This is a genomic window from Streptomyces sp. XY431, from assembly GCF_001279805.1.
Taxonomy (GTDB): Bacteria; Actinomycetota; Actinomycetes; order Streptomycetales; family Streptomycetaceae; genus Kitasatospora; species Kitasatospora purpeofusca.
This window is the reverse complement of record NZ_LGDO01000036.1, coordinates 51511-62391: the sequence shown is the minus strand read 5'-3', so window position 1 is coordinate 62391 and position 10881 is coordinate 51511. Positions and strand designations below refer to the sequence as shown.

Sequence of the window (10881 nt, the reverse complement as noted above, 5' to 3'; positions counted from 1 at the left end):
GTCCCGGTCCACGTACCTACGCTGGAGGGAGGAGGAGGCGATCAGCATGCTTGGAGACGCACCCTTGGTGGCGATCATTCCCGCCGCCGACGTGGCCCGGGCGAAGGCTTTCTACACCGACACCCTCGGCCTCAAGCTCACGGACGCCGGCCCGCACGGCGATCTGACCTTCGAGTGCGGAGGCAGCGAGTTCGGCATCTACGAGACACCCAGCGGCGGCCAAGCCGCCCACACCCTGGCCAGTTTCAAGGTCTCCGACCTGGACGCGGAGATGGCCGGACTGCGCGGCAAGGGCGTCGTGTTCGAGGAGTACGACATGCCCGGCCTGAAGACGGTCGACGGCGTCGTCGAGGACGACGGCATGCGCGCGGCCTGGTTCAAGGACAGCGAAGGAAACATCCTCTGCCTGAACGAGCGCACCGCCGGCTGACCCGGCCGACCCGCTCACAGCAGACAGCACCGGACCGGACGTACCGCACACGCCCCCGGCCGGGCGCAGCACTGCGCGGTGCCCGGCCGGGGAACGAAGGAGCGGGGGGTCACTGCGGGCGTCAGCCCTCGGCGGCGAGGCCCGGAACGGCGGTGTCGAGGGCCTCGGTGACCTGGTCCAGCAGCACCCTCAGGGTGGCGAGCTGTTCGACCGGGAGCCCGGTCGCGACCAGCAGTCGGCGGGGCACCTGTCCGGCGCGCTCGCGCATCGCGGAACCCTCGTTGGTGAGGCTGACGGTGACCGAGCGCTCGTCCTCCGGGCTGCGCTTCCGATGCACCAGGCCGGCCGCCTCCAACCGCTTGAGCAACGGGGAGAGGGTCCCCGAGTCCAGTCGGAGGTGTTCGCCGATCCGTTTCACCGGCAGTTCGCCGTGTTCCCAGAGCACGAGCATCACCAGGTACTGCGGATAAGTCAGGCCAAGGTCCTTGAGCAACACCCGGTAGACACCGCCGAAGGCGCGGGAAGCCGCGTTCAGCGAGAAGCAGATCTGTCGGTCCAGGAGGAGCAGGTCGGCATCGTCGGGAAGGTCGGGCAGCACGGTCATGGGTCCATGGTAGCGACGACATGTGCCCTATTCAGTTGTGCGCAATTGAATGGTGTGCTCTACTTGTCTTCGGAAGGCGGCCCGAGCGGGCCGCCGGACCACCACTTCGTACGCAGGACGGAAGGGAACGGACCATGGACGCGCTCTACACCGCAGTCGCCACCGCCAACGGCCGGGAGGGCCGCACCGTCAGCTCCGACGGTCAGCTGGACCTCGCGCTGGCGATGCCGCCCGGCCTCGGCGGCAGCGGTCAGGGCACCAACCCGGAGCAGCTGTTCGCCGCCGGCTACGCCGCCTGTTTCGCCAGTGCGCTGGGCCTGGTCGGCCGGCAGGCCAAGGTGGACACCGGTGAGATCTCAGTGACCGCCGAGGTGTCCATCGGCAAGGACGCCGAGGGCTTCGGCCTCGCGGTGGTGCTGCGGGTCGAGCTGCCCGAGGCGCTCGCGGGCGAGACCGGCCAGCTGCTGGTGAAGAAGGCCCACGAGGTGTGCCCGTACTCCCGCGCCACCCGCGGCAACATCCCGGTCGAGCTCGTCGTCGAGTAGTCACCGGCCGAGCCGTGGCCGGTCCCGACCACCGACGGTGCCCCGTCGCGCGACCGCGCGGCGGGGCACCGTCGCGTCAGCCCGATCCACCGGGTGGCGACGGCGGGGGCGAATCCGGCGGACCCGGCACGTCCGGCGGACCCGGCGGCGGGAACGGGGGTGGCGCCGACGGCGCGGCCGGCGGCCCGCCCCCCGGCGGCCCACCGGCACCCCGCAGGACGTCCAGGCGGTGCCGGTACTCCTCCGCGTCGATCTCGCCGCGCGCGAACCGCTCCGCCAGGACCTGCTCGGCCGCCGGCCAGGCCGGCAGCACTCCGCCCGCCGGACCACCCGGGCCGCCGGGGCCACCCGGGGCCCCGCCCCACACGCCCTTGGGCGGCGGTGGACCGGCGACCCGCGACCTCCGGGCCAGAAGCACCGCGACGACCACCAGCGCCACCACGGCCAGCAGCAGTCCCAGCGCGAACAGGCCCAGGCCCCAGGGTCCGACATCATGACCGTAGCCATGGCCGTTCCAGTGCCTCATCACGACCTCCTGACCACCCCGGTCCACGGATGGCCGCCATGACCGACGGCCCGCCCCGGGGCGCTCGGCGCCTCACCACCATCGTGCGCCCCCGCCCGTCGGAGTGGCGTGAGGAGGGCCCGCCCCACCGCCGCACGGGGCCGAGCGGGAGGCGGGAGACCGCAGGAGGGCCACGGAGCATACGCCGCCGAGTGGCCGCCGGACCGGGAAAGCCGCTGGAGCCGGACCCTCCCGCACCGGCCGGGTAGCGTTCGCCCCATGAACCACCACCCGCCGGCCGACGACCGCGAGCGCCTCGTCGCGGCCGGGGCGCTGCTCCGCTACGCGGACCACCGCCCGCACCCGGCACTGGGCCACTCGACCATCGGCTACGTCTCGACGGCGCTCTGGTACGAACTCACCGCACTGGCCATCTCCCCCGACGCCGCGGCGGCCACGGCCCAAGCGCTGCTGCGCACCATCGCCGCCGACGCGGTGGACGCCGCCCTCGCGCCCGGCAACGAGACCGCGCCGCGCGACGACCTCTATGTGACCCACCCCGCGTACATCGGGCCGCGCCGCCGCACGGTCTGGTTCCAGCGCTCCGGACCGCGCGGACTGGTGACGGCGATGTTCCCGCCGTAGGGCGTGCCCTACGGATCACGCCGGGCGGGCTCCGCGAGACACGCCCTGGCTCCGATCACGCGTCCTCCGGACCGCCCCGCTCGATCCGCAGGCTGTGGCACGTCCAGCTGAGCAGGTCGGACCCGAAGATCGGCGGCCGGTCGTGGTAGGTGCCGTCCGCGACGGACAGGTTGACGATCAGGAAGGCGTGCCAGTCCGCGCCCACACCGCGCCGGTCGGCGTGGATCAGGGTGTCGTCGACGAACCAGTCGACCGAGTGGGCGCCGAAGACCGTCCGCAGGTCGAAGGTCACGCCGGGGGCTATACCGGCCTCGGCCCCGTGCCAGTAGCGATAGCCGCCCCGGACGTGGTTGGAGATCTCCAGCAGGTCGGGGTGGTCGGGGTGGTACTCGAAGACGTCGATCTCGTTGCCGCCGTCCCGCCAGGTCCAGATCGCCGGCCAGGCGCCGAGCTCGCGGGGCAGGGTGATGCGCGCGCTCAGCACGTCTCCGGTGCGGACCTGGAAGCCCTCGGGGCTGCCCTCGGTGGTCAGCAGATTGCACGTCCAGAGGTCGCCGCCGTGGCGCCGGACGGCGGTGAAGACTCCGCCGGGGCAGTACGCGCGGCTGAGGAAGTCGAGTTTGTGGTCCCCCCGGTTGGTCGGCCCCATCCGGGGATAGGCACTGCTGCGCCCCGCGATCCACTGGCTGGTCGATGTGAAGTCCGCGTCGAACACGACGGCCACGGCTGCCTCCCCGGTCACCGGCGGCGCGGCGGCCTACTACCGCCGCACACGCAGGGTGATATGCCCGATACGCAGCGCAATATTCGAAGCGGACGCTCCGGATCCAGCCGATTCCCGATCGAACGGCGTGGCGACGGACCGCATGCGCGGGCGTACCGGGTCAGCGGACCGGCGCAGGCGCGTCGCTCCCGCGCGCGCTGCCGTTGCGCGCGCCCCCGCCCCGCCCGTCGGCCCCGCGCCCTCCGGTGCCGCCTCCGGGGCCCTCAGCGCCCCCACCCCCTCCGCCCCCACCGGCTCCGCCGCCGGCCCCGTCCGCGCCGCCCGGGGAGTCGTCCTCCGGGCCCAGACCGCCGAAGGTGTCGGCACTCAGCCGGTCGGTCACCGACACCACGCCGTCCACCGAGCGGCAGAGGTTCAGCACGATCGGGACGAGGTGCGGCTCCGGCACCGTGCCGCTGAGCACCACCCGGCCCTGGTCGACCTCGACGCCGACCAGGGCCGGGCTCACGCCCTCGACCCGGCCGAGCACCTCCTCGACGATCTCCCGGCGGATCACCCGGTCCTCGCGGAGGAAGACCCGGAGCAGGTCCCCCCGGCTGACCATGGCGAAGACCCGGCCGTCCTCGTCCAGCACCGGCAGCCGCTTCACACCGTGCCGGCCCATCAACCGGGCCGCCGCGACGACGCTGGTCGACGGGGTGATGCAGACGACCGGTCCGCTCATCAGATCGGCGGCGGTGACGGTGCCGTCCGGACCGGGCCTGGCGGCGCCGGGCGGTGGCATCAGACTGCCCTGGTCCTCCTGGGCCGCCAGGGTGAGCAGCAGGTCCGCCTCCGAGACGATGCCGAGCGGCCGGCCGTCGTCGTCCACCACCGGCACGCCGGTGATGTCGTACTCGGCCAGTAGCGCGACGATCTCCCGGAAGCCGGTCTCGGGCATCACCCGGACCACGGGACTGGTCATCACTGATTCGACGGTGGCATGCCGCACGCCGGTTCACCTCGTCCGCGAGCACCGTCCGGCCGGACCTCTGTCGTCCGGTCGGCTGTACCAGGAGCATCTCCCCCGACCGGCCGATCCGCCAGGGGCCAAGGGGCTGAATCACGGGGACCAACGGCCCCTGGCCCCGAACACCGCGTTTACCGGGCCGGGCACCGTACTGCGCGGGTGCCCGGCGCCCGCGCCCGCGTCCGTCCCGGTGGGCCGGCCGGGCCGGACCGGCCGATCGGGGGTGCGCACGGCACCGGCGGTGCGGGTACGCCTTCCGGCCGGACCGCCCACCGCCGCCCCCGGGAGCCACCGTGACCGAACCCTCCAGCTCCGACGACCAGCACGACGACCGTCCCGACGACCGGCCCCCCGGCGGACCGCTGCGCTGCCTGGTCACCGGGGCCACCGGCTACATCGGCGGACGGCTGGTGCCGGTGCTGCTCGACGCCGGCCACACCGTACGGTGCCTGGTCCGCGCCCCGGACCGGCTGCGGGACCACCCCTGGCGGAGCCGGGTCGAGGTGGTCACCGGGGACGTCACCCGCCCCGAGAGCCTCACCGACGCCTTGACTGACATCGACGTCGCCTACTACCTGGTGCACTCGCTCGGCACCGGCCCGGACTTCGAGGCCACCGACCGGGACGCCGCCGGGGCGTTCGGGCGGGCGGCGGCGGCGGCCGGGGTGCGCCGGATCGTCTACCTGGGCGGCCTCGCCCCCGCCGGGGTCCCGGCCGGGCGGCTCTCGCCGCACCTGCGCTCGCGGGTCGAGGTCGGCCGGGAACTGCGGGCGAGCGGCGTGCCGACCGCCGAACTGCGGGCCGCGGTGATCATCGGCTCCGGCTCGGCCTCCTTCGAGATGCTGCGCCACCTCACCGAACGGCTCCCCGTGATGGTGACCCCGCGCTGGGTGGACACCCGGATCCAGCCGATCGCCGTCCGCGACGTGCTGCGGCTGCTGGTCGGCGCCGCGACGCTGCCGCCCGACCTCAGCCGCGCCTTCGACATCGGCGGCCCCGAGGTGCTGACCTACCGCCGGATGATGGAGCGGTACGCGGCGGTGGCCGGACTGCCGCGCCGGCTGATCCTCGCCGTACCGGTCCTCACACCCCGGCTCTCCAGCCTCTGGGTCGGCCTGGTCACCCCGGTGCCCGGGACGATCGCCCGGCCGCTGGTGGAGTCGCTGCGGTACGAGGTGGTCCGCACCGAGCACGACCTCGACCGCCTCCTGCCCGAGCCGCCGGGCGGCGCCGTCGGCTTCGACGAGGCCGTCCGGCTGGCACTGCGGCGGATCAGGGACGCGGACGTCGCCACCCGGTGGTCCTCCGCCTCGCTGCCCGGCACCCCCAGCGACCCGCTGCCCACCGACCCGGACTGGGCCGGCGGCAGCCTCTACCAGGACGTCAGGGAACTCCGGGTGGACGTCGACCCGGCCGCGCTGTGGCGGGTGGTGGAGGCGATCGGCGGCGACAACGGCTGGTACTCCTTCCCGCTCGGCTGGGCGGTGCGCGGGTGGGTGGACCGGCTGCTCGGCGGGGTCGGCCTGCGGCGCGGGCGGCGGGACCCGGCGCGGCTGCGGGTCGGCGACTCGCTCGACTTCTGGCGGGTGGAGGAACTCGAACCCGGACGGCTGCTGCGGCTGCGCGCCGAGATGCGGCTGCCCGGTCCGGCCTGGCTGGAGCTGACCGTCGTCCCGGACGGCACGGGCGGCTCCCGGTACCGGCAGCGGGCGCTGTTCCACCCGCGCGGGCTGGCCGGACACGCCTACTGGTGGTCGGTGGCGCCCTTCCACGCCGTCGTGTTCGGCGGGATGGCCCGGCGGATCACCGAGGAGGCCGCGCGCGGTGCCGAGGGGGATGCCGGGGATGCCGGGGGCGGTACGACCTGAGCGGCCGCCCGGCCGTCAGCGGGCCCGGCGCAGGTCGGCCAGCTCGCCGGTGATCCGGCCGAGGAAGCGCGCCACCGCGGCGAGTTCGGCCGGGGTGAACTCGGCACGCACCGTCTCGGTCCGCCGGGCCACCGGCGCGAACCACTCCGCCGCCATCCGGCCGGCGCCCGGCAGGTAGTGCACCAGGACCAGGCGCCGGTCCGCGGTGTCCCGGCTGCGGCGGATGTGCCCGGCCCGCTCCAGCCGGTCCAGCACGGCGGTGACGGCGCCCGAGGAGAGGCCCAGTTCCTCGCCCAGCCGCCCGGGCGTGATCCCCCCGCTGCCGGACCGGTCGGACTCCGGGGCCGCGCGCATGATCGCGAGCAGCGCCTGGACGTCCGTGGTGTGCAGGCCGCTGGCACCGGCGAAGCCGTGGCCGAGCAGGTGCATCTCGGAGGCGAGGTCCTGGAGCAGCCGTCCGAGTACCGGTCCGCCGGGCGGTTCCTGCCCTTGGTCCTGCCCCTGGTCGTGCTCCTGCTGCTCCCCCTGCTCGGACAAGGCGTGTTCTCCGGTCGCGTACGGCGTCGATCCAACCCGTTCAGCCTAACGGCGCCGCGCCGCTGCCCCGCGGATCACCCCCCGGAGCCCGATCCGGCCATCGGCCCGGTGTCCGCCGACACCGACGCCGTAGACGCCGACCCCGCCCGCAGGGCACCGCGCCCGGTCCCGGCGGGCCACCAGACCCGGTCGCCGAGGTCCCGGACCAGCGCGGGCACCAGCAGCGAACGGACCAGCAGGGTGTCCAGCAGCACCCCGAACGCCACGATGAAGGCGATCTGGGCGAGGAAGGCCAGCGGGATCACCCCGAGCGCGGCGAAGGTCGCGGCCAGCACCACACCCGCCGAAGTGATCACCCCGCCGGTGGCGGTGAGCCCGCGCAGCACCCCTTCGCGGGTGCCGAGGCGCAGCGACTCCTCCCGGACCCTGGTCATCAGGAAGATGTTGTAGTCCACCCCCAGCGCGACCAGGAACACGTACCCGTACAGCGGCACCGAGGGGTCCACCGCGGAGAAGCCGAACACGTGCGGGAACACCACCGCGCTGACCCCGAGCGTGGCGAGGTAGGAGAGCGCGACGGTGGCGGCCAGCAGGACCGGCGCCACCAGGGAGCGCAGCAGCAGGACCAGCACGGCCAGCACGCAGAGCAGCACCACCGGGGTGATCAGGCGCCGGTCGTGGGCGGCCGTGGTCCGGGTGTCCTCCTGCTGGGCGGTGTAGCCGCCGACCAGCGCCCGCGCGTCGGGCACGGCGTGCACCGCGTCCCGCAGCCGGTGGACGGTGGCGATGGCCGCGTCGCTGTCGGCCGGGTCGGTGAGCGTGGCCTCCAGCCGGACCCGGCCGTCCACGACCAGCGGCGCGGTACCCGGCGCGGCGCCCGGCGCCCCGGCGGGGGTGGCGCGGACGGCGGCGACCCCGGGCACGGCCGCGGCGGCCGCGGTGACGGGCGCGGCGCGGTCGGCGGCGGCGATGATCACGGCGGGGTTGCCGCTGCCGCCGGGGAAGTGTGCGGAGAGCAGCCGCTGGCCGGCCGCCGAGGGCTGGGCCTTGACGAAGAGTTCGCTCTGCGGCACGCCGCCGGCGTCCAGGGTCGGGGCGAGGGCGGCGAGCGCCGCCAGGACCACCAGGCTCCCCGCCCACAGGGCGCGCGGGCGGCGGGCGACGAGCGCGGCCGCCCGGGCCCAGACGGCGTGCACCGGGGCCCGGCCGTCGGCGGCGGGCCTGGCCGGCCAGTAGGCGGCCCGGCCGGCCAGCACCAGTGCGGCGGGCAGGAAGGTGAGCGCGGAGAGCACGGCGCAGGCGATCCCGATCGCGCCGACCGGGCCGAGGGCGCGGTTGTTGGTGAGGTCGGAGAGCAGCAGGACGAGCAGGCCGAGCGCGACGGTGGCGCCGGAGGCGGCGATCGGTTCGACGGAGTGCCGCCAGGCGGTGCGCATCGCGGCGAACCGGTCACCGTGCAGGTGGAGTTCCTCGCGGAAGCGGGCGGAGAGCAGCAGGCCGTAGTCGGTGGCGGCGCCGATGACGAGGATCGACAGCAGGCCCTGGACCTGGCCGTCCACGGTGACCAGGCCGTGGTCGGCGAGCAGGTAGACCAGGGCGCAGGCGATGCCGAGGGCGAAGACCGCGCCGAGGATCACCAGCAGCGGCAGCAGGACGGCGCGGTAGACGGCGAGCAGGATGAGCAGGACGACGCCGAGGGCGACGCCGAGCAGCAGTCCGTCGATGCCGGCGAACGCGCCGCCGAGGTCGGCCGCGATCGCGGCGGGTCCGGCCAGGCCGACGGTGGTGCCGGGGACCTGCTCGGCGAGTCCGCGGACGGCGCGCACGGTGTCGCCGGTCTTCCGGCCGAGGTCGGCGCGCAGTTGGACGACACCCTGGAGGGCCTGGCCGTCGGCGGCGGGCAGGGCGGGCGAGACCCGTCCGGTGGCGCCGGGCAGGGCAGCGGCGGTCCGCAGGGCCTGTTCGGCGGCGGCGCGTCCGGTCGCGTCGAGGGGGCCGCCGCGGCTCTCCCAGACGATGATCACGGGCAGCGCGTTGTCGGTCCGGAAGTCGGCGCCGAGCCGGGCGGCCTCGGTGGACTCGGCGCTGCGGGGCAGGAAGGCGGCCCGGTCGTTGGTCGCGACCTCGCCGAGCCGGCCCGCGTAGGAGCCGAAGGCGCCGCCGAGGCCGAGCCAGACGATCAGCAGCGCGAGCGGGACGAGCAGCCGGGCGCGGCGGCGCCGGGCGGACGGGCCGGTCGGGACCCCGGCCGGAGGCGCCGGGGCGGGTGGTACCGGGGCGGGTGGTGGGGCGGCGTGGGGACGGTCAGCGGGCATGGCGGGGCGCGCTCCGGGCCTGGGCGGGGTCGTGGACAGCCCGGATCATATCTCTCGACTGTCAAGAGACTTGACGGGCGGAGAGGTTTCGCGGTCGCGCCAGGAGTCCGGCCACCGAGAGCGCGCCCCAGCCGACCGAGACGGCGACGGCCATCACCCGGTGCCGGCGGGCCGGGAGGGCGGTGGCGAGCAGTGCGGCGTCGCCCAGGTCGGAGGCGATCCGGAGGGCGGTCGCGGTGCGCAGCGCGGCGTCGTTCGGGGCGAGGGCCATGGCGAGGCCGCAGGCGGCGTCGCGCAGGGCCAGCGGGCGCAGGCAGGCGGCGACCGGCGCGGGCACCGAGCCGTCCGGCGCGGTGAGGCCGGAGGGGCGGGCCAGCAGGGCGGGCCGGCGGGCGACGGCGATGCCGTAGACGGCGGTGGCGGCGCCGGTGAGTCGCAGCAGGGACTGGTGCATGGCGGTGACCTCCCGGAGGGCTGGCGGACGGGGCGGATCATATCTCTCGACCGTCAAGAGATTCCGGCGAACGGGACGGCCGGACTCCGGGACGGGTCGCGCCACGCCGCGACGAGCCGGGACGAGCCGGGACGAGCCGGGACGAGCCGCGACGAGCCGGGAGGGACCGGAGCACCCGGCCCCGGGTACGCCGACGGCCCGCCGGTGCGGGACCGGTGGGCCGTCGGCGCGCTGCCCGCGGGGGCCGGCAGGGGCGGGTCAGGAGACGCGCTTGATCTGCCAGGCATTGTTGTTGAGGCTCGGCACGGCGGAGTAGCGACAGCTGCTGTTGTAGAACGAGGAGAGCTGCACCCAGCCGGCCGGCTGGTAGGTCGAGGCGCAGACGGTGAGCGTGGTGCCGATCGGCAGACCGGTGAGCTGCTTGATCTGCTTCTTGTTGGGGTTGAAGGTCGAGCCGCAGCTCACGTCGTTCCACCACTGGACGTCGACCCACCCGGTCGGGGTGAGCTGGCTGCTGCAGACGTTCAGGGTGTCACCGGGGGCGGCGTGCGCGGTGGTCGTGGTCATGGTGAGCGCGGCGGCGGCACAACCGGCAGCCAGGGCGACGGCGCGAAGACGGGACACGGAGCGGCTCCTCTCCACGGCACGGACGATCCGCACCGGACACCCATTCCTATCGGTGGGACCATGGGCACGGACAGTGACTTTCCGGCCCGGGACGCCGGGGCCCGCGACGGGTTCGCCACTGTTGACAGTGCGCCGACATGCGTGTTCGCGGCGGCCGGGCCCGACCGGGTGCCAGTGGACCGGCTGCCAGCAGACCGGGTGTCAGTAGACGCGCGTGATCTTCCAGGAGTTGTGCTCCAGGCTCGGCACGGCCGAGTAGCGGCAGCTCTGGCTGTAGAACTCGGAGACCTGCGTCCAGCCGGCCGGCGGCCACGCCGAGGCGCAGACGTTGAGGGTGGTGCCGATGGGCAGACCGGCGACCTGCTCCATCGTCTTCCGGTTCGGGGTGAAGGTGCCGCCGCCACAGCTGTAGTCGTTGGCCCAGGCGATGTCGACCCAGCCGGCGGGGGTGTACTGGTTGGCGCAGATGCTCACGATGTCGCCGGGGGCGGCCTGTGCGACGGTCGCGGTGGTTGCGGCCAGGGTCAGGGCGGCGGCGGTACAGCCGAGGGCCAGTGCGGTGGCACGGAGACGGGACACGGTGCGGCTCCTCTCACGGCACGGACGTTCCGCGCCGGG

Annotated in this window: 13 protein-coding genes; 4 read left to right on the top strand and 9 right to left on the bottom strand. The window is 74.9% G+C overall.

Annotated elements, in window-relative coordinates; all coding sequences use genetic code 11:
• Positions 1-46 precede the first annotated feature (46 nt).
• Entirely contained in the window at positions 47-430 is a 384-nt protein-coding gene (locus tag ADK60_RS06135) for a VOC family protein (RefSeq protein ID WP_030393122.1), read from the top strand.
• Between the two features lie 121 nt (positions 431-551).
• Here the strand turns inward: ADK60_RS06135 and ADK60_RS06130 are convergent, their stop codons facing one another.
• Positions 552-1034, bottom strand: a complete 483-nt coding sequence (locus ADK60_RS06130) for a MarR family winged helix-turn-helix transcriptional regulator (protein ID WP_053643867.1) — start codon at positions 1032-1034, stop codon at positions 552-554.
• Between the two features lie 134 nt (positions 1035-1168).
• Here ADK60_RS06130 and ADK60_RS06125 point away from each other — a divergent pair, with 134 nt between their 5' ends.
• Positions 1169-1579: an organic hydroperoxide resistance protein gene (locus ADK60_RS06125; protein WP_030393124.1), complete on the top strand. Its 411-nt coding sequence runs from the start codon at positions 1169-1171 to the stop codon at positions 1577-1579.
• A 76-nt stretch (positions 1580-1655) separates the two neighbouring features.
• On the opposite strand, the gene ADK60_RS06120 is transcribed toward ADK60_RS06125, so the two are convergent.
• Complete coding sequence (locus tag ADK60_RS06120) at positions 1656-2105, bottom strand: SHOCT domain-containing protein (protein ID WP_053643865.1); 450 nt, start codon at positions 2103-2105, stop codon at positions 1656-1658.
• A 258-nt stretch (positions 2106-2363) separates the two neighbouring features.
• Between ADK60_RS06120 and ADK60_RS06115 the strand changes: the two genes are divergently transcribed.
• Complete coding sequence (locus tag ADK60_RS06115) at positions 2364-2729, top strand: hypothetical protein (RefSeq protein WP_053643863.1); 366 nt, start codon at positions 2364-2366, stop codon at positions 2727-2729.
• Positions 2730-2784: 55 nt separating this feature from the next.
• Here ADK60_RS06115 and ADK60_RS06110 read toward each other — a convergent pair whose 3' ends face one another.
• A complete protein-coding gene (locus tag ADK60_RS06110) occupies positions 2785-3453 on the bottom strand; it encodes a LamG domain-containing protein (protein WP_052709096.1) in 669 nt (222 codons plus the stop codon).
• A gap of 160 nt (positions 3454-3613) precedes the next feature.
• On the bottom strand, positions 3614-4417 hold the full coding sequence (locus tag ADK60_RS06105; protein WP_063783059.1) for a CBS domain-containing protein: 804 nt from the start codon (positions 4415-4417) through the stop codon (positions 3614-3616).
• 338 nt (positions 4418-4755) lie between these two features.
• Between ADK60_RS06105 and ADK60_RS06100 the strand changes: the two genes are divergently transcribed.
• Positions 4756-6330, top strand: coding sequence for an SDR family oxidoreductase (locus ADK60_RS06100; protein WP_502687397.1), 1575 nt, complete (start codon positions 4756-4758; stop codon positions 6328-6330).
• 15 nt (positions 6331-6345) lie between these two features.
• Here the strand turns inward: ADK60_RS06100 and ADK60_RS06095 are convergent, their stop codons facing one another.
• The 5 genes from ADK60_RS06095 to ADK60_RS06075 all read right to left on the bottom strand — a co-directional run bounded on the left by ADK60_RS06095 (position 6346) and on the right by ADK60_RS06075 (position 10842).
• Positions 6346-6867, bottom strand: coding sequence for a MarR family winged helix-turn-helix transcriptional regulator (locus ADK60_RS06095; protein ID WP_053643861.1), 522 nt, complete (start codon positions 6865-6867; stop codon positions 6346-6348).
• A 74-nt stretch (positions 6868-6941) separates the two neighbouring features.
• Positions 6942-9182 carry an MMPL family transporter gene (locus ADK60_RS06090; protein ID WP_079008091.1) on the bottom strand — a complete coding sequence of 747 codons (2241 nt, stop codon included), beginning with the start codon at positions 9180-9182 and terminating at the stop codon, positions 6942-6944.
• 61 nt (positions 9183-9243) lie between these two features.
• The gene (locus ADK60_RS06085) at positions 9244-9636 is read right to left on the bottom strand and encodes a hypothetical protein (protein ID WP_053643859.1); all 393 of its coding nucleotides are present in this window, start codon (positions 9634-9636) and stop codon (positions 9244-9246) included.
• Positions 9637-9894: 258 nt separating this feature from the next.
• On the bottom strand, positions 9895-10260 hold the full coding sequence (locus ADK60_RS06080; protein WP_045944203.1) for a hypothetical protein: 366 nt from the start codon (positions 10258-10260) through the stop codon (positions 9895-9897).
• 204 nt (positions 10261-10464) lie between these two features.
• Positions 10465-10842 (bottom strand): hypothetical protein, encoded by a 378-nt coding sequence (locus ADK60_RS06075; protein WP_045944197.1) that lies wholly within the window; start codon positions 10840-10842, stop codon positions 10465-10467.
• Positions 10843-10881: the final 39 nt, after the last annotated feature.